Annotated in this window: 24 protein-coding genes; 16 read left to right on the plus strand and 8 right to left on the minus strand. The window is 64.2% G+C overall.

The genetic code is table 11. From position 1 onward, the window contains the following. The first annotated feature begins 74 nt into the window (after positions 1-74). The 15 genes from AB7M32_RS20090 (at position 75) to AB7M32_RS20160 (ending at position 13,341) form a co-directional block, all read left to right on the plus strand. Entirely contained in the window at positions 75-1,007 is a 933-nt protein-coding gene (locus AB7M32_RS20090; RefSeq protein WP_454251095.1) for a 4-hydroxyproline epimerase, read from the plus strand. Beyond that, positions 1,004-2,119: an NAD(P)/FAD-dependent oxidoreductase gene (locus AB7M32_RS20095; RefSeq protein WP_454251096.1), complete on the plus strand. Its 1,116-nt coding sequence runs from the start codon at positions 1,004-1,006 to the stop codon at positions 2,117-2,119. Before AB7M32_RS20090 ends, AB7M32_RS20095 begins: the two co-directional genes overlap by 4 nt. A 96-nt stretch (positions 2,120-2,215) precedes the next feature. Then, a complete protein-coding gene (locus AB7M32_RS20100; RefSeq protein ID WP_454251097.1) occupies positions 2,216-2,452 on the plus strand; it encodes a 2Fe-2S iron-sulfur cluster-binding protein in 237 nt (78 codons plus the stop codon). Next, on the plus strand, positions 2,449-3,705 hold the full coding sequence (locus AB7M32_RS20105) for an FAD-dependent oxidoreductase (RefSeq protein ID WP_454251098.1): 1,257 nt from the start codon (positions 2,449-2,451) through the stop codon (positions 3,703-3,705). The genes AB7M32_RS20100 and AB7M32_RS20105 overlap by 4 nt, the downstream gene beginning before the upstream one ends. A 187-nt stretch (positions 3,706-3,892) precedes the next feature. Next, the gene (locus tag AB7M32_RS20110) at positions 3,893-4,642 is read left to right on the plus strand and encodes a helix-turn-helix domain-containing protein (protein ID WP_454251099.1); all 750 of its coding nucleotides are present in this window, start codon (positions 3,893-3,895) and stop codon (positions 4,640-4,642) included. 234 nt (positions 4,643-4,876) lie between these two features. After that, entirely contained in the window at positions 4,877-5,695 is an 819-nt protein-coding gene (locus AB7M32_RS20115; protein ID WP_072404405.1) for an ABC transporter substrate-binding protein, read from the plus strand. 10 nt (positions 5,696-5,705) lie between these two features. Continuing rightward, positions 5,706-7,481 carry a cis-3-hydroxy-L-proline dehydratase gene (gene lhpI / locus AB7M32_RS20120; RefSeq protein ID WP_454251100.1) on the plus strand — a complete coding sequence of 592 codons (1,776 nt, stop codon included), beginning with the start codon at positions 5,706-5,708 and terminating at the stop codon, positions 7,479-7,481. Then, on the plus strand, positions 7,474-8,139 hold the full coding sequence (locus tag AB7M32_RS20125) for an amino acid ABC transporter permease (RefSeq protein ID WP_060742046.1): 666 nt from the start codon (positions 7,474-7,476) through the stop codon (positions 8,137-8,139). The genes lhpI and AB7M32_RS20125 overlap by 8 nt, the downstream gene beginning before the upstream one ends. 12 nt (positions 8,140-8,151) lie before the next feature. Next, entirely contained in the window at positions 8,152-8,802 is a 651-nt protein-coding gene (locus AB7M32_RS20130; RefSeq protein ID WP_092172958.1) for an amino acid ABC transporter permease, read from the plus strand. Continuing rightward, positions 8,795-9,517, plus strand: coding sequence for an amino acid ABC transporter ATP-binding protein (locus AB7M32_RS20135; RefSeq protein WP_454251101.1), 723 nt, complete (start codon positions 8,795-8,797; stop codon positions 9,515-9,517). Before AB7M32_RS20130 ends, AB7M32_RS20135 begins: the two co-directional genes overlap by 8 nt. Before the next feature lie 108 nt (positions 9,518-9,625). Next, positions 9,626-10,654, plus strand: a complete 1,029-nt coding sequence (locus AB7M32_RS20140; RefSeq protein WP_454251102.1) for a trans-3-hydroxy-L-proline dehydratase — start codon at positions 9,626-9,628, stop codon at positions 10,652-10,654. Between the two features lie 183 nt (positions 10,655-10,837). Next, positions 10,838-11,755: a dihydrodipicolinate synthase family protein gene (locus AB7M32_RS20145; protein WP_025213515.1), complete on the plus strand. Its 918-nt coding sequence runs from the start codon at positions 10,838-10,840 to the stop codon at positions 11,753-11,755. Between the two features lie 151 nt (positions 11,756-11,906). Next, the gene (locus AB7M32_RS20150; RefSeq protein WP_454251103.1) at positions 11,907-12,461 is read left to right on the plus strand and encodes a DinB family protein; all 555 of its coding nucleotides are present in this window, start codon (positions 11,907-11,909) and stop codon (positions 12,459-12,461) included. A gap of 26 nt (positions 12,462-12,487) precedes the next feature. Further along, on the plus strand, positions 12,488-12,838 hold the full coding sequence (locus AB7M32_RS20155; protein ID WP_092327853.1) for a DUF6152 family protein: 351 nt from the start codon (positions 12,488-12,490) through the stop codon (positions 12,836-12,838). Then, the gene (locus AB7M32_RS20160; protein WP_454251104.1) at positions 12,838-13,341 is read left to right on the plus strand and encodes a DUF6644 family protein; all 504 of its coding nucleotides are present in this window, start codon (positions 12,838-12,840) and stop codon (positions 13,339-13,341) included. Before AB7M32_RS20155 ends, AB7M32_RS20160 begins: the two co-directional genes overlap by 1 nt. A gap of 53 nt (positions 13,342-13,394) precedes the next feature. Here AB7M32_RS20160 and AB7M32_RS20165 read toward each other — a convergent pair whose 3' ends face one another. The 5 genes from AB7M32_RS20165 to AB7M32_RS20185 form a co-directional block, all read right to left on the minus strand. After that, positions 13,395-14,459, minus strand: a complete 1,065-nt coding sequence (locus tag AB7M32_RS20165) for a 2,3-butanediol dehydrogenase (RefSeq protein ID WP_407807054.1) — start codon at positions 14,457-14,459, stop codon at positions 13,395-13,397. Positions 14,460-14,540: 81 nt separating this feature from the next. Beyond that, the gene (locus AB7M32_RS20170) at positions 14,541-15,653 is read right to left on the minus strand and encodes an acetoin dehydrogenase dihydrolipoyllysine-residue acetyltransferase subunit (RefSeq protein WP_454251105.1); all 1,113 of its coding nucleotides are present in this window, start codon (positions 15,651-15,653) and stop codon (positions 14,541-14,543) included. Then, positions 15,653-16,669, minus strand: coding sequence for an alpha-ketoacid dehydrogenase subunit beta (locus AB7M32_RS20175; RefSeq protein ID WP_092172940.1), 1,017 nt, complete (start codon positions 16,667-16,669; stop codon positions 15,653-15,655). Before AB7M32_RS20175 ends, AB7M32_RS20170 begins: the two co-directional genes overlap by 1 nt. A 36-nt stretch (positions 16,670-16,705) precedes the next feature. Next, positions 16,706-17,683 carry a thiamine pyrophosphate-dependent dehydrogenase E1 component subunit alpha gene (locus tag AB7M32_RS20180; RefSeq protein WP_454251106.1) on the minus strand — a complete coding sequence of 326 codons (978 nt, stop codon included), beginning with the start codon at positions 17,681-17,683 and terminating at the stop codon, positions 16,706-16,708. A 2-nt stretch (positions 17,684-17,685) separates the two neighbouring features. After that, positions 17,686-18,759, minus strand: a complete 1,074-nt coding sequence (locus AB7M32_RS20185; protein WP_158455970.1) for an ATP-NAD kinase family protein — start codon at positions 18,757-18,759, stop codon at positions 17,686-17,688. 342 nt (positions 18,760-19,101) lie between these two features. On the opposite strand from AB7M32_RS20185, the gene AB7M32_RS20190 reads away from it, so the two are divergent. After that, positions 19,102-20,967, plus strand: a complete 1,866-nt coding sequence (locus AB7M32_RS20190; RefSeq protein WP_454251107.1) for a sigma-54-dependent Fis family transcriptional regulator — start codon at positions 19,102-19,104, stop codon at positions 20,965-20,967. A 3-nt stretch (positions 20,968-20,970) separates the two neighbouring features. Here the strand turns inward: AB7M32_RS20190 and AB7M32_RS20195 are convergent, their stop codons facing one another. The 3 genes from AB7M32_RS20195 to AB7M32_RS20205 all read right to left on the minus strand — a co-directional run bounded on the left by AB7M32_RS20195 (position 20,971) and on the right by AB7M32_RS20205 (position 23,132). Next, the gene (locus tag AB7M32_RS20195; RefSeq protein ID WP_060743197.1) at positions 20,971-21,300 is read right to left on the minus strand and encodes a hypothetical protein; all 330 of its coding nucleotides are present in this window, start codon (positions 21,298-21,300) and stop codon (positions 20,971-20,973) included. Between the two features lie 149 nt (positions 21,301-21,449). After that, complete coding sequence (locus tag AB7M32_RS20200) at positions 21,450-22,670, minus strand: cytochrome c biogenesis protein DipZ (RefSeq protein ID WP_454251108.1); 1,221 nt, start codon at positions 22,668-22,670, stop codon at positions 21,450-21,452. Positions 22,671-22,868: 198 nt separating this feature from the next. After that, positions 22,869-23,132 (minus strand): DUF2790 domain-containing protein, encoded by a 264-nt coding sequence (locus AB7M32_RS20205; protein WP_072404435.1) that lies wholly within the window; start codon positions 23,130-23,132, stop codon positions 22,869-22,871. Between the last annotated feature and the right edge of the window lie 24 nt (positions 23,133-23,156).

The raw sequence follows: 23,156 nt of genomic DNA on the forward strand, positions 1-23,156 counted from the left end.
TAAAACCATCAAGCCGTCACCCCCGGGCGCAGGCCACGCTTGCCATCACTCATCTGAACGGACGTGGCCCTCCCATGAAACGCATCACCGTGATCGATTCCCATACCGGCGGCGAACCGACCCGACTGGTCACCGACGGTTTTCCTGACCTGGGCCAGGGCACCATGGCCGAGCGCAAGCAACGCCTGGCCACCGAGCATGACGCGTGGCGCACCGCCTGCGTGCTGGAGCCACGGGGCAGCGATGTGCTGGTGGGGGCGCTGCTCTGCGAGCCGGTGGACCCGAGCGCCTGTGCCGGCGTGATCTTTTTCAACAACAGCGGCTACTTGGGCATGTGCGGCCACGGCACCATCGGCCTGGTGGCGTCACTGGCCCACCTGGGCAGGATCGGCCCCGGCGTGCACAGCATCGAAACCCCGGTGGGCACGGTACAGGCAACCTTGCACGAAGACCGCTCGGTCAGCGTGCGCAACGTGCCGGCCTACCGTTACCGCAAGGCACTGGCCCTGGAAGTGCCCGGCATCGGCCAGGTGGTCGGCGACGTGGCCTGGGGCGGCAACTGGTTTTTCCTGATCGCCGAACATGGCCAGCGTGTGGCCGGCGATAACCTCGACGCATTGACCGCCTACACTTACGCCGTACAGCAAGCCTTGGAGCAACAGGGTTTTCGCGGCGAGGACGGCGGCCTGATCGACCATATCGAACTGTTTGCCGATGACCCGCAAGCCGACAGCCGCAACTTCGTGCTTTGCCCGGGCAAGGCTTATGACCGCTCCCCTTGCGGCACCGGTACCAGCGCCAAACTGGCGTGCCTGGCGGCCGATGGAAAACTGCAGCCTGGCCAGATCTGGCGCCAGGCCAGTGTCATTGGCAGCGAGTTCGAAGGCTCCTACGAACACTCGGGCGAGCGCATCGTGCCAACCATTCGCGGTCGCGCCTACATCAGTGCCGAAACCACCCTGATCATCGAAGCGGACGACCCGTTCGCCTGGGGCATTCGTCCGTGAGCGAGGGCCATGTCGCCGATGTGATCGTCATCGGCGCGGGCATTATTGGCGCGGCCTGTGCTCAGGCATTGGCCCGGCGCAACGTCAACGTGTTGGTGCTGGACGCCGGTTGGCACGGCGCCACGGCGGCCGGTATGGGGCATCTGCTGGTGCTGGATGACAACCCGGCGGAACTGGCCCTCAGTCAATATTCCCTGCAACGCTGGCGCGAACTGGCCCCGGCCATGCCCGAGGGTTGTGCCTGGCGCAACAACGGCACCTTGTGGCTGGCGGCCAATGCCGAAGAAATGGCGGTGGCCCACAGCAAATACCTGAACCTGCTGGCCCATGGCGAAGCCTGTGAACTGATCGGCCAAGCCGCTCTGCATCAACGTGAGCCCGAGCTACGCCCAGGGCTGGAAGGCGGGCTGCTGATCAAGGGCGACGGCATCCTCTACGCTCCGGCAGCCGCCCGCTGGATGCTGGACGCGCCCAACATTCGCCAGCAGCGGGCACAGGTCAGCGAAGTCGACGGTCACCGCGTGCGCCTCGGCGACGGTCGTTGGCTGAGCGCCGACGCAGTGGTCCTCGCCAATGGCATCCAGGCCACCGAGTTATGCCCGGAACTGCCGATCGAGCCGAAGAAGGGCCACCTGTTGATCACCGACCGCTACCCCGCCACCGTCACTCATACCCTGGTGGAACTGGGCTACGTCACCAGCGCCCATAACGCCAGCGGGCCGTCGGTGGCCTGCAATATCCAACCACGTCCGACCGGACAATTGTTCATCGGTGCCTCACGGCAGTTCGGTACCGTCGATCCGCAGGTGGAAGGCTGGATGCTGGCGAAAATGCTCAAGCGTGCCGTCGAATACATGCCTGGGTTGGCGCATCTTAACGGCATCAGGGCCTGGACCGGTTTCCGCGCGGCGAGCCCCGACGGCTTGCCGCTGGTGGGTCAACATCCACAATGCAAGGGACTGTGGCTGGCGGTCGGTCATGAAGGCCTGGGCGTCACCACGGCACCCGCGACGGCCGATCTGCTGGTGGCGCAGTTGTTCGACGAAACCTCGCCACTGCCCGCGCAGCCTTACCTGCCACAGCGTTTCCTGGGAGAACCCGCCCATGCCTGAAGCCCGACACAAGTCCTCGTGGCGAGGGAGCTTGCTCCCTCGCCACGGGATGGGCGTTTGACGCTGATGTCCATTTACCCCTGGGGGATTGTTCCTATGCCTGATCTATTCCTCGACGGCCGCCCGCTCTCGGTTGCCAACGGCACCAGCGTCGCGGCGGCCTTGGCCTTGGGTGCGGACGGTTGCAGCCGCACGTCCGTCAGCGGCCAGCGTCGCGCCCCTTTGTGCGGCATGGGCATCTGCCAGGAGTGCCGGGTGTTGATCGATGGCCGTCGCCGCCTGGCCTGCCAGACCTTGTGCCTCGATGGCATGCATGTGCAGACCCGACCATGAACGAAACCACCGACCTGCTGATCATCGGCGCCGGCCCCGCAGGCATGGCCGCTGCCCTCGCCGCGGCAAGCAGCGGCGCACGCATCGTGCTGCTGGATGACAACCCGCTGCCCGGCGGGCAGATCTGGCGCGACGGCCCCCAGGCCAACCTGCCCGGCGCCGCCCGACGCCTGCGCGATCAACTGCACACCTGCGCCAACGTACGCTGCCATGCCGGTACTCGCGTGATCGCCTGCGCGGCGGATAAAACCTTGCTGGTGGAAGACGCCGAGCGCGGCTGGCAGATCAGCTACGAGCGCTTGATCCTCTGCACGGGTGCCCGTGAGTTGCTGCTGCCGTTTCCCGGCTGGACACTGCCTGGCGTGACTGGCGCCGGCGGTTTGCAGGCTTTGATCAAGGGCGGCTTGCCGGTGCGAGGCGAACGGCTGGTGATCGCCGGTAGCGGCCCCTTGCTGCTGGCCAGCGCCGCCACGGCAAAACATCAGGGCGCACAGGTGGTACGCATCGCCGAGCAGGCCCGTCGCGGCGCCGTCGCCGGTTTCGCCGCGCAATTGCCCCGCTGGCCGGGGAAGTTTTTCCAATCGTTCAGTCTGCTCGACCGGCACTACCGCACCGACACCCATGTGGTGGAGGCGCTCGGCCGGGACCGGCTGGAGGGCGTGCGCCTGCAACAGCAAGGCAAGACGATTGAACTGGCCTGCGATCGGCTCGCCTGCGGTTTCGGGCTCATTCCCAATACCCAGTTGGGCCTGGCCCTGGGCTGCGCGGTTGAAAACCAGGCGCTGGCGGTGGACGCCTGGCAAGCGACCTCTCGCCGCGAACATTACGCCGCCGGTGAGTGCACCGGTTTCGGCGGCAGCGAACTAGCGCTGGTGGAAGGCGCCATCGCCGGCCATGCCGCCGTCGGCAACAGCGGCGCCGCCCAACAGCTGTGGCCGCGTCGCGCACGTTGGCAGGGGTTCGCCCGGGCCCTGAACACGGCCTTCGCCCTCGATCCACGACTCAAGACCCTGGCCACGGCGGATACCCTGGTCTGCCGCTGCGAGGACGTGCCGTATGGGGAACTGGCCGGTCATGACAACTGGCGTGAAGCGAAACTGGCCAGCCGCTGCGGCATGGGCGCATGCCAGGGCCGAGTGTGCGGCGCCGCCCTGGAACACCTGTTCGGCTGGCCTGCGCCCCTGCCGCGCCCGCCCTTCAGCCCGGCGCGGATCGAGACCTTGCTGAACCTGGCAGAAACTCCACCCACCTGAACCGGACTGAGATTCTATTGTGGGAGCGGGCTTGCTCGCGAAAGCGGTGGCTCAGTTTGCAACGATTTTGAATGTGCCGACGCCTTCGCGAGCAAGCCCGCTCCCACAGTAGACCGAGTCGGTTCCAGACCTTCCTGCCTCAATGGTTTTGGCTCTATGATCTCTGCGTCCTCTCAGAATCCAGACCATGTACCCCTCGCTCACCTCCCTAGCCCCTTGCGACCTCGACACCCTGCTAGGCAGCCTGCAACCCATCGCCCCGCTGCTGGACACCCTCGCGGATGTGGTGTTTTTCATCAAGGACCCGCAGGCCCGCTACGCCTTCGTCAACCAGACCCTGGCCCGGCGCTGCGGTTTCAAACACCGCGGCGACCTGCTCGGCCTCACCGCCGACCAGGTGTTCCCCGAACGCTTCGGCCCGCTGTACACCGAACAGGATCGCCGAGTGCTGGCCAGCGGGCGGGAGTTGGCCGACCAGCTCGAACTGCATTTGTATTACGGCAACCAGCCCATATGGTGCCTGACCCACAAGCTCGCCCTGCACGATCCGGATGGCCGGATCGTCGGCCTGGCCGGCATTTCCCGCGACCTGCAACTGCCGCAATCGGGCCACCCGGCGTTTCACAAACTGGCGGCGGTGGACGCCCATATCAAGCAGCACTTCGCCCGCCCCATCAGCCTTGCCGAGCTGACCGCCATCGCCGAATTGTCGGTGGCGCAACTGGAACGCCACTGCAAGCGCATCTTCCAACTCACACCGCGGCAGATGATTCACAAGGCAAGGCTGGAGGAAGCCTCGCGGTTGTTGCTCGACCAGGACCTGCCGATCACCGAGATCGCCCTGCGCTGCGGTTACACCGATCACAGCGCCTTCAGTCGCCAGTTCCGCGCCCTGACCAGCCTGTCCCCGAGCCAATATCGCGAGAATCAGCGCTGATCCTTGTTCCCTGATGGGGCGTCGGGTCCCGTGGTTGCTCCCATCTGTAACACCACAGGCCAACGTAGCACCCTGCCCTGATACGCCACCGCCCGCCGGAAAAGCCTCTAGGTCAGTCCTCCAACACAATTACTGCGACTCAACCAGAAACAGGCATGCCGATTGCTTATTTAATATCGTATACGAAATCCTCAATACGATATCTCACCGCATTTATTCGACAGCGAGGCATTTATGAAAAACCCTGCATTGGCCGTAGCCCTCAGCGTTGTCCTGACCCCGCTTTTCATCGCCCCGGCCCACGCCGACAAACTCGACGACATCATCGGTTCCGGCAAACTGCGCTGCGCCGTGACCCTGGACTTCCCGCCCATGGGCTTTCGCGACGAAAGCAACAAACCGGCGGGCTTCGACGTGGACTATTGCCAAGACCTGGCGAAGGTCCTCGGCGTAGACGCCGAAGTGGTGGAAACGCCGTTCTCCGACCGAATCCCCGCGCTGCTGTCCGGCCGAGCCGACGTCATCGTCGCTTCCACTTCGGACACCTTGGAGCGAGCCAAGACCGTCGGCCTGACCGTGCCCTACTTCGCCTTCCAGATGGTGGTGCTGACCCGCGACAACACCGGCATCAACAGCTACGCCGACCTCAAGGGCAAGGCCTTGGGCAACACCAGTAGTACCTACGAAGCCATCGCCCTGGAAAAGGACCAGAAGAGCTGGGGCAGCGGCAGCTTCCGCGCCTACCAGTCGCAGAACGACACCCTGCTGGCCGTCGCCCAGGGGCACATCGATGCCACCGTGGTGACCAACACCGTGGCCGCCGCGACCATCAAGTCGGGCAAGTACAAGGGCCTGAAGATCGCCGGTGACGCGCCCTACGTCATCGACTATGTGTCCCTTGGCGCCAAGCGCAGCGAGTACGGCCTGCTCAACTACCTCAACCTGTTCGTCAACCAGCAGGTGCGCACGGGCCGCTACAAGGAGCTGTTCGTCAAATGGGTCGGCACCGACATCCCGCCGGCCAACCTGACCGTTCCCCAGGTCTACTACTGAGGATCGGCGCATGCCAAGCACGCCTGTCCATGTGAAAGGCCGCAGCCTGGTGGAGGGTGCCGCCCAGGGCGCCCTGCTGTTCGCCGAGGTGGGGCTGAGTTTCTGGGGTGGAGTCGATCCAGCCAGTGGCGAGGTCATCGACCGGCACCACCCCTTGAGTGGCCAGCGCCTGGCCGGGCGCGTCTTGGCGATTCCCAGCGGACGCGGCTCCTGCACCGGCAGCAGCGTCTTGATGGAACTGATCAGCAACGGCCACGCCCCCGCGGCCCTGGTGCTGGCCGAAGCCGATGAAATCCTGACCCTGGGCGTGCTGGTGGCGCAGGTGATTTTCCAGCGTTCGCTGCCGGTGTTGTGCGTGGGACACGAGGCCTTCAATGGGCTGCGCGGCCAGGGTTTTGTCCGTCTGGAAGGCGATGTCCTGACCTTGTCTGGCCGGCCCCTCGACGACGGCTGGCAAGGTTCGTACGCGGCGTCCCAGCCGCCCACGTTCTCAACCCTGGAACTGACCGAACAAGACCGGGCATTGCTCGACGGCAGCCATGGCAAGGCCGCCCAAGTGGCGATGCATATCGTGCTGCGCATGGCCGAGATCCAGGGCGCTACGCAATTGCTGGACGTGACCCAGGCCCACATCGACGGCTGTATCTACACCGGTCCAGCCAGCCTGCGCTTTGCTGAACAACTGGTGCAGTGGGGCGCGAAAGTCCGTGTACCCACCACCCTCAATTCCATCTCCGTGGACCAGCGTCGCTGGCGCGAACTGGGCGTCGATCCTGCCCTGGGCGAGCCGGCCAGTGCCCTGGGCGATGCCTACATGGCGATGGGCGCCCAGCTGAGTTTCACCTGCGCCCCCTATCTGCTGGACACCGCGCCAAAGGCTGGCGAGCAAATCGTCTGGGCCGAATCCAACGCGGTGGTCTATGCCAACAGCGTGTTGGGCGCGCGCACGCAAAAGTACCCGGACTTCCTCGATATTTGCATCGCCCTGTGCGGGCGAGCACCGTTGACTGGCTGCCATCTCGACGACCCGCGCAAGGCCCGGCTGATCGTCGACGTGCCGGCGCTGGGCGAGGTCGACGACAGTTTCTATCCGCTGCTGGGCTACCACATCGGTAGTCTGGCCGGCCGGCGTATTCCGCTGATACGCGGCCTGGAACACGCCGCACCGAGCCTGGACGACCTCAAGGCCTTCGGCGCCGCGTTCGCCACCACCAGCGCCGCGCCGCTGTTCCACATCGCCGGGGTGACACCAGAAGCCCTCGACCCGGCCGATGTCCTGGAGCGTGACGTCGCGTTGCCACAGGAACGCGTCGATGCCGCGGGCCTGCTTGCCAGTTGGCGCGAACTCAACAGCGCCCGAGATAACTGGGTGGACGTGGTGTCCCTGGGCAATCCGCATTTTTCCCTCAGCGAATTCGCCGCCCTCGCGGCCTTGTGCGCGGGCCGGGTCAAGCATCCCTACGTGGTGCTGGCAATCACCTGCGGCCGGGCGGTGCTGGAGCAGGCCCGCAAAGCCGGGTATCTGACCGCCATCGAGGCCTTCGGCGCGGTGCTGGTGACCGACACCTGTTGGTGCATGTTGGGTGAGCCGGTGATTCCGCCCCACGCCACCACGCTGATGACCAACTCCGGTAAGTACGCCCACTACGCACCCGGCCTGGTCGGTCGCGGCGTGCACTTTGCCGCCCTTGCCGATTGCGTCGAGGCCGCGTGCACCGCCGCGACTCGCGGCCAGCCGCCGACGTGGCTGCAACCCACCCGCACTGGGAGCCAGCCCCATGTTTGACTACAGCTTCCAATGGCGCCCAGCCTTGCGCGCCCTGCCCGACATGCTCGCCGGGGCCTGGGTGACCTTCGAGACTGCCGCGCTGTCGATGATTTTCGGCGTGCTGATCGCCCTGGTGCTGACGGTGATGCGCCAGGCCCCGAATCGCTTGCTGCGAGGCGTGGGCAATGGCTGGGTATCCATCGCCCGCAACACGCCCTCGCTATTCCAGATCTACATCCTCTACTTCGGCCTCGGCTCCCTCGGGCTGCACGTCAGTTCCTGGCTGGCCTTGCTGGCCGGGATCACCTTCAACAACGCCGGCTACCTGGCGGAAAACTTTCGCGGCGGCCTCAAGGCCGTGCCCGGTACGCAAATGCGCGCCGCCCGTTCGTTGGGGATGAGTGCCTTCCAGGCCTACCGGATGATCATCGTCCCGCAACTGTTGCGCATCGTCTTCTACCCGTTGACCAACCAGATGGTCTGGGCGGTGCTGATGACGTCCCTGGGGGTGGTGGTCGGCCTGAACAACGACCTCACCGGTGTCACCCAGGAATACAACGTCAAGACCTTCCGCACCTTTGAATACTTCGCCCTCGCGGCGGTGCTGTATTACCTGATCGCCAAGCTGATCGTCGGGTTGGCCCGGCTGTTGTCCTGGCGGTTGTTTCGTTACTGAGGAGGGTGGGTCATGTTTTCTACAAGCCTCAGCGTTAACGACCTGCTGTATTTGCTCGAGGGGGCCTGGGTCACGCTGCAACTGACCGTGTGGTCGATCCTGCTGGGCACTCTCGCCGGGTTGCTGTTCGGCCTGTTGCGGGCGCTGTTGCCGCGGGCCAGCCTGCCACTGGCCTGGCTGCTGGACGTGTTTCGCAGTGTGCCGCTGCTGATCCAGTTCGTGCTATTCAACTCCCTCAAGAGCATCGCCGGCCTGAACCTCAGCGCCTTTGCCGTCGGCTGCATCGTACTAGGGATCTACGCCGCGGCGTACTTCACCGAGATCGTGCGCGGTGGCGTGCTGGCGGTGCCGTTGAGCACCCGCCGGGCCAGCCGGTCGCTGGGCCTGAGCTATGTGCAGGACCTGCGCTTCATCGTCCTGCCGATTGCCACACGGGTGGCCTTTCCCGGCTGGCTGAACCTGGTGCTGGGCGTGATGAAGGACACCGCGCTGGTGATGTGGATCGGCATCGTCGAATTGCTGCGGGCCTCGCAAACCATCGTCACACGCATTCAGGAACCCCTGCTGGTGCTGTGCATCGCGGGCCTCATTTACTACGTCATGAGCCTGGTGGTCGCCCGCCTCGGCGCACGCCTGGAAAGAAGGTGGCAGGAAAATGATTGAGATCGAAAATGTGCACAAGTCCTTCGGCGACCTGGAAGTGGTCAAGGGTGTGAGCCTGACGGTGGACAAGGGCGAAGTGGTGTCGATCATCGGCGGTTCCGGCTCTGGCAAGTCGACCCTGCTGATGTGCATCAACGGCCTGGAACCGATTCAGAAAGGCAGCATCCGCGTGGACGGCATCGAGGTTCATGACCGGGCCACTGACCTCAATCGCTTGCGGCAGAAGATCGGGATCGTGTTCCAGCAATGGAACGCCTTCCCTCACCTGACCGTGTTGGAGAACGTGATGTTGGCGCCACGCAAGGTACTGGGCAAGAGCAAGCAGGACGCCGAGGCGCTGGCGGTGCAGCAGCTTGAACATGTGGGCCTGGGGGACAAGCTCAAGGCCTTCCCCGGCAAGCTTTCCGGCGGCCAGCAGCAACGCATGGCGATCGCCCGGGCCCTGGCGATGTCGCCGGACTACATGCTCTTCGACGAAGCCACCTCGGCCCTGGACCCGCAACTGGTGGGCGAAGTGCTGGACACCATGCGCATGCTCGCCGAAGACGGTATGACCATGGTGCTGGTGACCCACGAGATCCGCTTCGCCCGGGACGTGTCCGACCGCGTGGCGTTCTTTTGCAATGGGCGGGTCCATGAAATCGGCCCGCCGGACCAAGTGATCGGCAACCCGATGCAGCCGGAGACGGCGGCGTTTCTCAAGTCGGTGAAATAGCGGATGGCCCTATCGCGAGCAAGCTCGCTCCCACAGGGGAACGCATTTCAATGTGGGAGCGAGCTTGCTCGCGATGAGGCCCGACCAGACAACCCAAGGATTTGACTCATGCGCTCATCAAAAATCATCCATGTAGTCAGTTGCCACGCCGAGGGCGAAGTCGGCGATGTGATCGTCGGCGGTGTCGCCCCACCCCCCGGTGCCACGGTGTGGGAGCAGTCACGCTGGATCGCCCAGGACCAGACCCTGCGCAACTTTGTCCTCAACGAACCCCGTGGCGGTGTGTTCCGCCACGTCAACCTGCTGGTGCCGGCCAAGGACCCGCGGGCGCAGTTGGCGTGGATCATCATGGAGCCGGCCGATACCCCGCCGATGTCCGGCTCCAACTCGCTGTGCGTCGCCACCGTGTTGCTGGACAGCGGCATCCTGCCGATGACCGAACCCCAGACCCGACTGGTGCTGGAAGCACCCGGCGGCCTGATCGAAGCGGTGGCCGACTGCCGCGACGGCAAGGTGCAACGGGTCGAGATCAAGAACGTGCCCTCCTTCGCCGACCGCCTCGATGCCTGGATCGAAGTCGAAGGCCTGGGCTCCCTGCAGGTGGACACCGCTTATGGCGGCGACAGCTTTGTCATCGTCGACGCCCAACGCCTGGGCTTTGCCATTCGCCCCGATGAAGCTGCCGAGCTGGTGGCTGTGGGCTTGAAGATCACCCGCGCCGCCAACGAACAACTGGGCTTCGTGCACCCGTTGAATCCTGATTGGTCGCACATCTCGTTCTGCCAGATCGCCGCGCCCATCGTCCAGGAGAACGGCATCGCCACTGGTGCCAACGCCGTGGTGATCCAGCCCGGCAAGATCGACCGCTCCCCCACCGGCACCGGCTGCTCGGCACGCATGGCGGTGTTGCAGGCCAAGGGCTTGATGCAGGTGGGCGAGCGGTTTATCGGACGCTCGATCATCGGCTCCGAATTCCACTGCCGCATCGACTCACTGACCGACGTGGCCGGACGCCCGGCGATTTACCCGTGCATCGCCGGCCGGGCGTGGATCACCGGAACCCATCAGCTGCTGCTCGACCCGGCCGATCCGTGGCCGCAGGGCTATCGGCTTTCCGACACCTGGCCTGGCGCATGATCTTTCAACTTGCACACACCCCTGTGGCGAGGGGATTCATCCCCGTTGGGCTGCGAAGCAGCCCCCTGGTTCCTACTGATACACCGAGTCGCCAGATTTCAGGACCGCTTCGCGGCCCAACGGGGCGGTGCGACGTTTCGCTAAATCCCCTCGCCACAAACCATTAACCACCGGAGACAACCCATGAGCAAACGCATCAACTGGAGCGGCGTGTTCCCTGCCGTCACCACTCAATTCAATGATGACTTTTCCATCAACCTGGAAAAAACCCACCAAGTGATTTCCAACGTCATTCGCGATGGCGTTTCCGGCCTGGTGGTCTGTGGTTCGGTGGGGGAAAACACGTCCCTGAGCGCCGAGGAAAAAATCGCCGTGACTGAAGTGGCGGTGGACGCCTCCCGTGGCCGCGTGCCAGTGATCTGCGGCGTGGCCGAGTTCACCAGCGTGCAGGCCGCCAAGGTCGCCAACGCGGTGCGCAAGGTCGGCGTCGACGGGGTGATGCTGATGCCGGCGCTGGTCTACGGCTCCAAACCCTTCGAGACCGCCGAGCATTTCCGCTACGTGGCCCGTCACGCCGATGTGCCGCTGATGGTCTATAACAACCCGCCGATCTACAAGAATGACGTGACGCCGGACATCCTGATTTCCCTGGCCGATTGCGACAACGTGGTGTGTTTCAAGGACTCCTCCGGTGACACCCGGCGCTTCATCGACGTGCGCAACGAAGTCGGCGATCGCTTTGTATTGTTCGCCGGCCTCGATGACGTGGTGCTGGAAAGCCTTGCCGTGGGCGCCGAAGGTTGGGTCTCGGGCATGTCCAACGTGTTCCCGAAAGAAGGCGAAACCATTTTCCGCCTGGCCCGTGCCGGACGCTTTGCCGAGGCGATGCCAATCTATGAATGGTTGATGCCGATCCTGCACCTGGACGCCCGCGCCGACCTGGTGCAATGCATCAAGCTGTGCGAAGCCATCGCCGGCCGCGGCAGCGCCCTCACCCGCCCACCGCGCCTGGCCTTGCCAGAGGAAGACCGAGTGTATGTGGAGCAGATCATGGCCAAGGCCATGGCCAATCGGCCGGCGTTGCCGGATGTTGGGCTTTAAGACCTCCCCCAAGAAAGTAAGGAGGCCTGTGTGGGAGCGGGCTTGCTCGCGAAAGCGGTCTGTCTGGTAGGACTATGCTGTATGTGCCGCCGTCTTCGCGAGCAAGCCCGCTCCCACAGGATTTGTGGCGGCCATGACAGGGAGGCTTCCCATGAACTATTTCCTGGCCCAGGCCCTGAACAACCAATGGGCCAATCACAGGCTGCTCAACACCTGCGCGCAACTGAGCGAGGCCGAATATGTGGCCCAACGCACGGGGTTCTTCCCGTCCATCCAAGCCACGCTTTGCCACATCCTGGAAGTGGACCGTTACTACCTCACCGCCCTTGAAGGTGATCGTGACGGCCAGATAAAGGATTTCTCCGAGATCCTGCCCTTTGCCCAGTTCATGCAGAGCCAGACTCAAACCGACCAGCGGCTTGTGGCCTTCTGCGAATCACTGCGAGAAAAAGACCTCGCCCGCTGCGTCGACCTGGTGCGGGCCGACGGTGTCGTGCGTGAACGAATCGACCGGCTGCTGTTGCACCTGTTCGAACATCAGATCCATCATCGTGGGCAGGTCCACACCATGCTCAGCGCCACCCACGTCGAGCCGCCACAACTCGATGAGTTCTTTCTCGACTGCGACCGACCGTTGCGCAAGAACGAGGAACAGCGACTTCAACTCGATGAACGGCGGATCTGGCGTGATTACTTGCCCGGTTGAACCGCCCCCCAAAAGGAGACCTTGCCATGAACGTTATCCTTCGTTGCATCGGTTTGGCGTCGATGCTGATGGCCACGGCAGCACTCGCTCATCACGGCTGGAGCGAATACGACGCCAGCACCCCCTTGGAACTCGACGGCACTATCAAGGAAGCCGGTTACTCCCATCCCCATGGCTACGTGCGCCTGCAAACCACCGATAAAACCTGGACCGTCGTGCTGGCCCCGCCGTCACGCATGGAGAATCGGGGCCTGACCAAAGACATGCTCAAAGCGGGTAACCGGGCCACCGTGGTCGGCTATGCAAACCGCAACAAACCCGACGAATTGCGCGCCGAACGCATCACCATCGACGACAAGACGACCGAGTTGCGCTGATGCAGGCCTCCGAGGCTGGCGCGACCCAAGGCTGGATGGACCAACTGACGGATTCATCCCTGGCGGTGGCCATGCGCAGCGAGCTGTGGCTCTACCCGCTGGTGGAAGTCGTGCACATCATCGGCTTTTCGGTGCTGGTGGGCGCGGTGGTGATGTTCGACCTGCGCATCCTGGGGCTGTCCAAGGGCATCGCCGTGACCGCCCTGGCCCGTCATCTGCTGACCTGGGCCATTGCGGCCCTGCTGCTGATCGTACCTGCCGGGCTGATGATGTTCAGCGCGCACCCCCATGACTTTGCCGGCAACGACGTCTTCGTCCTCAAGCTCTGCCTGATCGCGACGGCGGGCCTCAACGCCCTGGTGTTCCACGTTGGAACCTACCGCGGCGTCCAGCAATGGAATATCGGCCACAAGGCACCCGGCCTGGCCAGAATCCAGGCGCTGGTGTCCATGGCGCTATGGATCGCGGTGATCTGCTGCGGCCGCCTGCTGGCTTATACCTGAAAAAAAAGCGATGGCCGCTGCCGGCCATCGCCAAATCGCCCACCCGGGCGCTCTCAGATCCGTGCGGGAGACACGATGATCTTCACGTTGTGCTCCTTGTTGTTCACCAGTTCCTCGAAGCCCTGCCCGACGATCTCCTCCAACTGGATGCGCCCGGTCACCAGCGGCGAGATGTCCAGGCGTCCGTCGGCGATGAAGGCAATCACATCGGCGAACTCACCGTTGTAAGCCAGCGCGCCGAGCACTTGTTTCTCGGTGGAGACCAGTTCAAAGAAGTTGAACTCGCTCGGTTCCTCGAAAATGCCCACCAACACGCATTTGCCGGCCTTGCGGATCAGGTCGATGGCCAGCTTGGCGGTGTGCTTGTTGCCAATGCATTCGAAACTGACATCGGCCCCCAGGCCAGCGGTCAGGCGGCGAACTTCGGCCAGGGCGTCGCACTCGTTCGGATCGATCACGTGGCTGGCGCCGACTTCCAGGGCCTTGGCCTTGCGGGCACCGGACATCTCCAAGGCGATGACCTTGGCCGCACCGGCCGCCTTGGCGCACATGATCGTGCACAGGCCGATGGTTCCGGCACCGACCACCACCACGTTCTGCCCCAACAGGCTGCCGGCCTTTTTCACCGCATGCATGCCCACCGCCAACGGCTCGATCAACGCACCGGCCTCGGTCGGAAAGTCGGCAGGCAGTTTGTAGAGCAGGTTCGCCGGCACGTTGACCAACTCCGCGAACGCACCGTTATTCATCAGCCCGGTGAAGGCCAGGTTCTCGCAGATGTTGTAGAGCCCGTGGGTACAGTAATAGCAAGTGCCGCAGTGCTGGCAGGCATCGGCCGCCACCGGCTCGCCGACGCTGAAACCTTCGACGCCGGCGCCCAGTTCGACGATCTCGCCGCAGAACTCGTGGCCGAGGATGCACTGGCCCTTGATCCCGGTCAGCGGGTGCGGCGCGTCCACCGGGATGAACACCGGCCCGGCCACGTATTCATGCAGGTCCGAGCCGCAGATGCCGCACCATTGCACGCGGATCTGCACCCAACCGGCGGGCGGCGAAACCGGCAGTGGCACGTCTTCGACGCGAATGTCGTTGCGGCCATGCCAGACGGCGGCGCGCATGCTGCGGGTCGGCTTGATTGAAACGTTCATAGTTGCCTCCAGAGTATTTTATGGGGCGGCGATTCATCGCCGCCCGCTTGGTCAGTGCTGTCCAATGAACTCGATAATCAATCGATTAACCTGCTCGGCCGCTTCCATCTGCACCATGTGGCCCTGGCCGGAGAGCACTTCGACCTGGGCATCCAGCCCTTCGCTGTGGGCCGCCGGGATGATTGCGTCGTCGCTGCCCCAGATCACCAGGGTCGGTACGTGGCCGGCCTGCACCACATCGCGCAGGTCCATCTGCTGGCGGCCGTCGGCGAACAGCGTCGCTGACAGTTGCCGCAGGGCGGCGTCCACGCCTTCCAGGCGCTTGTACTTGAGCATGTCGTCAAGCATCTGGCGCGTGACCAGCTCGGCATTGGAGAACAGTTGCACCAGTGGCGGCTTGAGGGCGTTGCGGTTGGCCGCTTCGACGAAACCTTGCAGGTAGCCGCCGTTGATCTGCGCGCCCAGCCCGGCGCTGCCGATCAAGGTCAAGGACCGTATCCGCTGGGGCATCAGACGCGCGGCATTCAGCGACACCGCCCCACCCATGGAATGCCCCACCAGATGCACAGCGTGGATGTCCAGGTGATCGAGCAAGGCCAGCACCACGCCGCTCAGCTCGTCCAGGTCGCCGCGTTGCAGGGTTTTCGACGATTCGCCATGGCCCGGCAGGTCCAGGGCAATGACCCGACGTCCGACAGCCAGTGCTTCATGGTTGAACAGCCAATTGTTCAGGTCGCCGCCGAAACCGTGCACCAGCACCAACGGCACGCCGCCCTCGCCGCGTTCGAAATAGCGAATCACCCGGCCGTCCAACTCGACTTTCTGCGGTGTCGGACCGCTGTCTTCATCGGCTGCGTCACCGGGCAGGAAGTTGGATTGGAACTGCTCGATGACCGCGTCGATCTCGGCGTCGCTGGCTTCGCCGTCGACGACGATGCCGAGCAAGGCGCCGACTGCCAGGGTTTCGTCCTGGCGGGCAACCTGCCGGCGCAGGATTCCGGAGAACGGTGCCTCGACGCTGCTGGAGATCTTGTCCGTCTCGACATCCATCACTTCCTCGCCCTTGGCGATGGCCTGGCCCTCCTCCTTGAGCCAGGCATCGACCCGGCCCTCGGTCATCGACAGGCCCCACTTGGGCATGGTCAAGGTATGAATCTGGCTCATCAGCGCTTGCTCCACTCGATCACGTTGAGCACGGCTTGCTCGATTTTCGCCGCGTCAGGGATGTACAGGTCTTCCAGGGCATCGGAGAACGGCACCGGCGTATGCGGCGCGGTGACCATTTCGATCGGCGCCTTGAGCGCGCCAAAGGCCTTTTGCGCCACCAGCGCGGAAATATCGGTGGCCATGGAACAGCGCGGGTTGGCCTCATCGATCACCACCAGGCGCCCGGTCTTCTCCACGCTTTCGAGGATGCTGTCCTCGTCCATCGGGCTGGTGGTGCGCAGGTCGATGACTTCGCAGTCGATACCGCGCCCGGCCAGGCTGCGCGCGGCGTCCATGGCGGTGTTGACCATGCGTCCGTAGGACACCAGGGTCACGTCCTTGCCGTCGCGCAGGAAGTTGGCCTCGCCAAAGGGGATGGTGTAGAGCTCTTCCGGCACTTCACCCTGCATGCTGTAGAGCAGCTTGTGCTCGCAGAAGATCACTGGGTCGTTGTCGCGGATCGCCTGGATCAGCAGGCCTTTGGCGTCGTAGGGCGATGACGGGCAGACCACTTTCAGCCCTGGGATGTGCGTCCACAAGGATGTGAGCATCTGCGAATGCTGGGCCGCGGCGCGCAGGCCGGCGCCGACCATGGTACGGATCACCAGGGGCGTGGAAGCCTTGCCGCCGAACATGTAGCGAAACTTCGCCGCCTGGTTGAGGATCTGGTCCAGGCAGCACCCGGCAAAGTCGACGAACATCAGTTCGCACACCGGGCGTACGCCGCAGGTGGCAGCCCCGACCGCCGCGCCGACGTAACCGATTTCCGAGAGCGGCGTGTCCAGAACGCGCCCGGGGAACTGGTCGTAAAGACCCTTGGTCACCCCAAGTACACCGCCCCAGGCGTCTTTTTCACCGGGTGCGCCAGCGCCACCGGCCACGTCCTCACCCATGATGAACACGCTTGAGTCCCGGCGCATCTCCTGGGCCAGCGCTTCGTTGATTGCCTGCTGATAGCTGATTTTTCTCGCCATGATGGGATTCTCTATTCTTGTTGTTCAGGAGGGCGTTCAGGGATAGCTGACGTAGACGTCGGTCAGCAGGTCCGCTGCGGAGGGCTTGGGATCGGACTTGGCCTTGTACACGGCGTTTTCAATCAGCAGGTCCACTTCCTTGTCGACCTGGTCCAGTTGCTCGACGGTGAGCAAGCCGGCCCGGGTAGTGCGCTCGCGGAACTGCATCAGGCAGTCCTGGTTTTCGCGGAAGTGCTTGACCTCGTCGGGGGCCCGGTAGGTCTGGGCGTCGCCCTCGAAGTGGCCGTAGTAGCGGGTCAGCTTGACCTCGATCAGCGACGGCCCCTCCCCGGCACGGGCGCGTTCGACGGCAGCCCCGGCGGCTTCATGCACCGCAAAGAAGTCGAAGCCGTCGACAGTCACGCCGGGCATGCCGAACCCGGCCGCGCGGTCGGCGATGTGATCGCAGGCCACCGACCAATTGGAAGCGGTGGCTTCGGCGTAGCCGTTGTTTTCCGCGACGAACAGGCACGGCAGGTTCCACACCGAGGCCATGTTCATGGCTTCGAACACCGCGCCCTCGTTGGAGCCCCCGTCGCCGAAAAACACCACGGCGACGCTGTCAGTCCCCTTGAGCCGGGCCGCCAAAGCCGCGCCGACCACCAGGGGCGCGCCGGCGCCGACGATGCCATTGGCGCCGAGCATGCCTTTCTCGAAGTCGGCGATGTGCATCGAGCCGCCCTTGCCTTGGCAGACGCCGGTTTTCTTGCCATAGATCTCGGCCATCATCCCGTAGACGTCCACGCCCTTGGCGATGCAATGGCCATGGCCACGGTGGTTGGAGGCAATGCAATCATCATCGCCCAAGTGGGCCATGACGCCTGCGGCCGAGGCTTCTTCGCCGGCATACAGGTGGACGAACCCGGGGATTTCACCCGTGGCGAACTCCACGTGCAGGCGCTCTTCGAAGGCGCGAATGGTGCGCATCACCTGATAGGCGTGCAGCAGTTGGTCGTGGGTGAGCGGTGTCGACATTTTTATTCTCCTGGGGTGTCTTCTTGAAGATTCAGAGGGTGTTGCGGGTGTTCGCGGCCGATGGCCAGCAAACGTTGTTGCGCGGCGTAGGCCAGCACCGCGTTGACGTCGATGCTCAGTGGACCGCCGGCATCGAGGGTGACCGTGGGCCGGTCATGAACGTTGAATTCGATTTCCCGCTCGCCGTCCAAGGCCAGGGTGCCGCTGGAAAGCGACAAGCCATGGGCGACATCGGGTTCCAGGGGGCCGGCGGCGAGCACGCCACAGCCCTGCAACAGGCCCGGCGCGAGCGGCACCAGCAGCGCTTCGGGGGATTGCGCGTCCAGGCGCATCCAGGCACCACCCGGTGCCTGGCGTGACACCGGAAACCACAGGCCGCACAGCGCCGACAGGCCGATGGACTGCGGTTCGGCGAAGGTCACGAACACTTCGGCCAAGTCCTGTGCCCGACTGATGGCCCGGGCACCGACAAACCGCAGGGGCGACACCGCGACGTCCACCAAGGCGATTTCGCGCAGGCCGCGTCCGGCGTCGCAAACCAGCAAACGCTTGTTGCGGCGCAAACCGATCTGCGCCGGAACCCGGCCACTGGCGTACAAGCCACCGGCCAGCCCGGCACTGGTGGCCTCGCGCAGTTCGGGAAAGGCGTTGTTGGTGCCGGTGGACAGCGTCAGCAACGGGATGTCCCCCACTTCGGCGGCCACCGCCTTGTGGGTCCCGTCGCCACCGAGCACGGCGATCAGCGCCACTTCGCGCTCAGCCATCAGGCGCGCGGCCCGGCGGGTGTCTTCGACGGTCTGGCGCAGGGTCAGGTCGAGGAACTCAAGGGCCGGCCAGTGGCTGCTGCGGGCCTGGCGGCTGTGGCTGTTCTTCAGCACAGCGGCGGCCATGCCAATCATGTCGGTGGGCATCAACACCTGCTCGATGCCGGTGGCACCGAAAGCGGCCAGCAGGCGCTGGATCACCGAGACCTTGTCGGTGCTGGAAAACAGCCCGGCATTGGCGGTCAGGCGCCGCACGTCGCGGCCCGATGCGGGGTTGGCAATGATGCCCACGGTCAGTGGCCGGCGACTCATGGCGCCACCGCGGGAAAGACAGGCGAACGGCCTGGGCAGGAGAACATAGGCACCTCGTTGTTATTATTGGATGACCCGGCGGGCGGGCTCCAGGGGTAGAGCAAGGGCGGTGCCAGTTACGGGAAAAGTCCAGGAGACAGCCGGACCAGAGCGGTCCAGGCGTGATGTCCGATGAGGCCAAGCGAGCCCCGCTGAGACGCTCCATGTCAGCCTGCACGAGGTGGCGGCGAGACGCTGAGACGTGGCGTCTCACACCTGCCGAACAACCCGTCGTGCTTGTCTGCACCCGGCGAACGGCGCTTAATGTGCGCACAACGACAAGAAGCTGAATCGGAGGCCCCTATGCTTTCCGCTCACTCCCGGGCGCACGTGGATTGCGTCAGCCGCGTGGTGAAAAACGCGGCGCAATTGCCTCAACTGCCGGTCCCGGACCTGATCCTCGACTCCTGGCGTCGCTCCCTGGAGCAACATCACCTGGACCCTGGTTCGCTACAGGGCCCGCGTATCCTGTCCCAGGACGTGCTCAAACAATGCCGCGAGCGCTCCGAGCTGTTTCTCAATATCGCCAGCGAAGAAGTGGCCCGCCTCCATGGCCGGGTACGTGATGCCGACTACTGCGTGCTCTTGACCGATGCCCAGGGCCAGACCATCGACTATCGGGTGGAAACCACGATCCGCAATGACTGCCGCAAGGCCGGGCTGTACCTGGGCACGTGTTGGTCGGAGGGGGAAGAAGGCACCTGTGGCGTAGCGGCGGTGCTCACGGGCAAAGCCCCGGTGACGGTGCACAAGCGCGACCATTTCCGCGCGGCGTTCATTGGCCTGACCTGCTCCGCCGCACCGGTCTTCGACCCCCAGGGCGAATTGCTCGGGGTGCTGGACGTTTCGGCAGTGCGCTCGCCGGATGATCGGCGCTCGCAGCACCTGATCCGGCAAATGGTGGTGCAGAGCGCCCGGGAGATCGAGCAGGCGTTTTTCATGAGCAGTGCCCAGGGCTACTGGGTGCTGCGGGCCCATCGCAACGCCGGCTACGTCGACAGCCAGCCTGACTTCCTCTTCGCCTGGGATGACGACGGTTGCCTGCAAGCCTTGAACCCGGCCGCCCGCCAATACCTGCTGCAACATTACGGACAGTTGCCGCAACACATTGGCCAGGTGTTCGACCAGCAGCGGCTTCACCGTGCCCGGGACGAAAGCCTCTGCCTCCTCGATCACGCTTTGCATGGCCGCTTGAGCGCGCCCCGCCAGCGGGCCAATTCGCGTCCACGGGTGGCGATGACGCCTGCCGAGATCGATCCGCGCCTGGCCGATAGCCTGCGCCTGGCGGTACGGGTCAAGGATCGCAACCTGCCGGTGCTGATCCAGGGCGAAACCGGTTCCGGCAAGGAAGTGTTCGCCCGGCAGTTGCACCAGGCCAGCCAGCGCCGTGATCGCCCTTTCGTGGCGTTGAATTGCGCCGCCATTCCCGAAAGCCTGATCGAAAGCGAATTGTTCGGCTACGTCGCCGGCGCCTTCACCGGTGCCTCGGCCAAAGGCATGCAAGGCCTGCTGCAACAGGCCGACGGCGGCACCTTGTTCCTCGATGAGATCGGTGACATGCCGCTGGCCTTGCAGACCCGGCTGCTGCGGGTGCTGGCCGAGGGTGAAGTGGCGCCGCTGGGGGCATCCCGCCGCAAGGCCGTGGACATCCAGGTGATCTGCGCCACCCACCGCGACCTGGAGACCTTGGTGGCCGCTGGCGAGTTTCGTGAGGACTTGTATTTCCGCCTCGGTGGCGCGCGTTTCCAGCTACCACCGTTGCGTGAACGCAGCGACCGGCTGGCGCTGATCAATCGAATTCTTGCCGAGGAGTCGGCGCTCTGCGGGGGAACGGTGCAATTGAGCGGCGCGGCGCTGGAATGCCTGCTCGGTTATCCCTGGCCGGGCAATGTCCGCCAGTTGCGCCATGTGCTGCGCTACGCCTGCGCAGTGTGCGAAGCCAGTGTGGTCCAACTCAGCCACCTGCCCGAGTCATTGCACCGTGCAGACGCCGCCGTTCATGGACCGGAGCCGAGCGCCAGCCCGGAACGCCAGGCGCTGCTCGATGCCCTGGTGCGCCACCGCTGGAAACCCACCGCCGCCGCCCGGGCCCTGGGCATCTCCCGGGCGACCCTGTATCGACGGGTGCATCAGCACGGTATCGAGATGCCAGGCCGGAGCCCGGCCTGAGGCCTATCGGCGTGCCAACTCGTGACGGACACATTGTTCGTAGTAGGTCTGCTTGACCGCAGCAGGTTTCAGACGCGAAGCGCTGTTGTAAGTCTGCTCGGTAATGCCCAGGGCGGTCATGCGCATCCAGGGCCGGGGAAACTTGCGCACTTGCAGCTTCTTGCGCGCGCCGTACAGGCTGACGCCAGAAAGCTTCGACGCCTGCGCGCCCGCCGCAATGTCCGAACCCCAGCGGCACACCGATTGCTGGTTCTGCGTCAGCGCCTTGGCCTGGGCCCCAAGCGAGACGGCGGCCAGGAGAAACGTCGTTACGACCCACATAGAAATACGCATAGGTTTGTCGCCCAACTTCCTGAAAGGAAAGAAGTTTGACCGTATAAAAGTGAGCAAGGGGCCAGCATTTGCATACGCCCTCTGTGGCGGCACGACAAACTAGAAACAGATAGAGAATATGATCATAAGCCAATGAAATAAAACAAATTTTAATTATTAACTTGGCTTGCCTTCGCCTCCTGCAACAACTGCTGGATCACCTGCTCCTGCTCGCCGTAGCGCCCTTCGCCAAAATGGCTGTAGCGCACCTGTCCCTTGGCATCGATGACGTAATGGGCCGGCCAGTACTGATTGTTGAAGGCGCGCCAGATCGCATACTGGTTGTCGATCGCCACCGGGTAGTGGATGTCCAGCTTGCGTACCTGCTCGCGTACGTTGTCGATGATCTTCTCGTAGCCGTATTCCGGGGTGTGGACACCGATCACCACCAGCCCGTCCTTTTCATACTTCTTCGCCCAAGCGTTCACATAGGGCAAGGTGTGCTGGCAGTTGATGCAGTCGTAGGTCCAGAAGTCCACCAGCACCACCTTGCCCCGCAGTGACTCGCTGTTCAGTGGTGGCGAGTTCAGCCATTGCACCGCGCCGTCCAGTGCAGGCATGGCGCCCTGGGATTCGAGGGCCGGCATGGCGCTGGCGCCGGCCTTGCTCACCACATAGTCGATGGCCTTGGGCACGCTCTCCAGCAGGCTTTTCTCCAAGGTGGCCGAGGGTTGGGAGGAAGTCCCCGCCAACAAGCGATCGTCCGCCCCGGTGCCAATCGCCACGGCTGCCAGCAACACCACCGCCCCCGTTCCCCGGCGCAACCAGGTGGTGATCGGCAGCGAGAGTTTCAGGCGCCCGACCAGACCACGCCCGGCCAGGATCAATGTGCCCAGGGACAAGGCGCTGCCCAGGCCGTAGGCGAGCAACAGCAGGCTGGTTTGTGCGCTGGCGCCTTGCAGCATGGCGCCGGTCAGGATCACCCCGAGTATCGGTCCGGCGCACGGTGCCCAGAGCAGCCCGGTAGCGACCCCGATCAGCACCGAAGCCACCGGCCCGGCCATCCGCCCGGCCCCGGCGTCCAGGCGATTGCCCAGGCTGACCAGCGGCCGCGCCAGCCAGATGCCGACCCGGCTGAAAATCAATGACAAGGCGAACACCACCATCACCACCAAGGCGACTTGCCGCCCGAGGCTGCTGGCGCGCACCACCCATTCGCTACTGACCACCGCCAGGCTGGAGACCAGGGCGAACGTCAGCACCATGCCGCCGAGAGTCAGCAGCACCGAGCCGCGGGAGCGGTCGGCCCGGGCGAACAGAAACGGCACCACAGGAAGAATACAGGGGCTGAGGATCGTCAGGATCCCGCCGAGAAAAGCGATCAGAAGCATGGCAACACCTCAAATGGGCTGAAACATCAATAAGAGCCAACACCTTTGTGGCGAGGGGATTTATCCCCGCTGGGCTGCGAAGCGGCCCAAACCCTGGCAACTCGACTCATCGGGTAAATAAAGGGGGCCGCTTCGCGACCCAGCGGGGATAAATCCCCTCGCCACAGGGACCTGGCAGCCATAACCAGGGTGTTTATCTCAGTTCTGGTTGCTGCAGTTATCGGAAAACTTGCGATAGTCCAGCGCTTGCTCGTGGCCTGCCGAGTCCAGGTAGGTCATGTGGGCGTTGACCACGCCGCAGGTCGGCTCGGCGTCTTCGGTAAGGGAAAGCACCTTCTGGATGTCCAGGTGGGTGCCGTAGGTGTAGCTGTGGGCCTGCACGTTGCTTTCGGCCCGGGCCGACAGGGTGCAGATGTTCAGCGCGGCGAAAAGGCAGGCGGCGTAGAGGGCTTTGGTGTTCATGGCGATTCCTCGATTCAATGGGGT

It is taken from the genome of Pseudomonas sp. R151218B TE3479, from assembly GCF_053629195.1.

What these genes read in the sequence shown, in the direction of transcription:
- AB7M32_RS20160 (WP_454251104.1), top strand. Translation starts at nt 12,838, where the DNA reads ATGCAGGCCTCCGAGGCTGGCGCGACCCAAGGCTGGATGGACCAACTG.
- AB7M32_RS20185 (WP_158455970.1), bottom strand. Translation starts at nt 18,759, where the DNA reads ATGAGTCGCCGGCCACTGACCGTGGGCATCATTGCCAACCCCGCATCG.
- AB7M32_RS20205 (WP_072404435.1), bottom strand. Translation starts at nt 23,132, where the DNA reads ATGAACACCAAAGCCCTCTACGCCGCCTGCCTTTTCGCCGCGCTGAAC.
- AB7M32_RS20175 (WP_092172940.1), bottom strand. Translation starts at nt 16,669, where the DNA reads ATGGCGAGAAAAATCAGCTATCAGCAGGCAATCAACGAAGCGCTGGCC.
- AB7M32_RS20165 (WP_407807054.1), bottom strand. Translation starts at nt 14,459, where the DNA reads ATGCGCGCCGCCGTCTGGCATGGCCGCAACGACATTCGCGTCGAAGAC.
- AB7M32_RS20115 (WP_072404405.1), top strand. Translation starts at nt 4,877, where the DNA reads ATGAAAAACCCTGCATTGGCCGTAGCCCTCAGCGTTGTCCTGACCCCG.
- lhpI (WP_454251100.1), top strand. Translation starts at nt 5,706, where the DNA reads ATGCCAAGCACGCCTGTCCATGTGAAAGGCCGCAGCCTGGTGGAGGGT.
- AB7M32_RS20125 (WP_060742046.1), top strand. Translation starts at nt 7,474, where the DNA reads ATGTTTGACTACAGCTTCCAATGGCGCCCAGCCTTGCGCGCCCTGCCC.
- AB7M32_RS20170 (WP_454251105.1), bottom strand. Translation starts at nt 15,653, where the DNA reads ATGAGCCAGATTCATACCTTGACCATGCCCAAGTGGGGCCTGTCGATG.
- AB7M32_RS20110 (WP_454251099.1), top strand. Translation starts at nt 3,893, where the DNA reads ATGTACCCCTCGCTCACCTCCCTAGCCCCTTGCGACCTCGACACCCTG.
- AB7M32_RS20090 (WP_454251095.1), top strand. Translation starts at nt 75, where the DNA reads ATGAAACGCATCACCGTGATCGATTCCCATACCGGCGGCGAACCGACC.
- AB7M32_RS20100 (WP_454251097.1), top strand. Translation starts at nt 2,216, where the DNA reads ATGCCTGATCTATTCCTCGACGGCCGCCCGCTCTCGGTTGCCAACGGC.
- AB7M32_RS20145 (WP_025213515.1), top strand. Translation starts at nt 10,838, where the DNA reads ATGAGCAAACGCATCAACTGGAGCGGCGTGTTCCCTGCCGTCACCACT.
- AB7M32_RS20130 (WP_092172958.1), top strand. Translation starts at nt 8,152, where the DNA reads ATGTTTTCTACAAGCCTCAGCGTTAACGACCTGCTGTATTTGCTCGAG.
- AB7M32_RS20135 (WP_454251101.1), top strand. Translation starts at nt 8,795, where the DNA reads ATGATTGAGATCGAAAATGTGCACAAGTCCTTCGGCGACCTGGAAGTG.
- AB7M32_RS20190 (WP_454251107.1), top strand. Translation starts at nt 19,102, where the DNA reads ATGCTTTCCGCTCACTCCCGGGCGCACGTGGATTGCGTCAGCCGCGTG.
- AB7M32_RS20200 (WP_454251108.1), bottom strand. Translation starts at nt 22,670, where the DNA reads ATGCTTCTGATCGCTTTTCTCGGCGGGATCCTGACGATCCTCAGCCCC.
- AB7M32_RS20150 (WP_454251103.1), top strand. Translation starts at nt 11,907, where the DNA reads ATGAACTATTTCCTGGCCCAGGCCCTGAACAACCAATGGGCCAATCAC.
- AB7M32_RS20155 (WP_092327853.1), top strand. Translation starts at nt 12,488, where the DNA reads ATGAACGTTATCCTTCGTTGCATCGGTTTGGCGTCGATGCTGATGGCC.
- AB7M32_RS20105 (WP_454251098.1), top strand. Translation starts at nt 2,449, where the DNA reads ATGAACGAAACCACCGACCTGCTGATCATCGGCGCCGGCCCCGCAGGC.
- AB7M32_RS20180 (WP_454251106.1), bottom strand. Translation starts at nt 17,683, where the DNA reads ATGTCGACACCGCTCACCCACGACCAACTGCTGCACGCCTATCAGGTG.
- AB7M32_RS20140 (WP_454251102.1), top strand. Translation starts at nt 9,626, where the DNA reads ATGCGCTCATCAAAAATCATCCATGTAGTCAGTTGCCACGCCGAGGGC.
- AB7M32_RS20195 (WP_060743197.1), bottom strand. Translation starts at nt 21,300, where the DNA reads ATGCGTATTTCTATGTGGGTCGTAACGACGTTTCTCCTGGCCGCCGTC.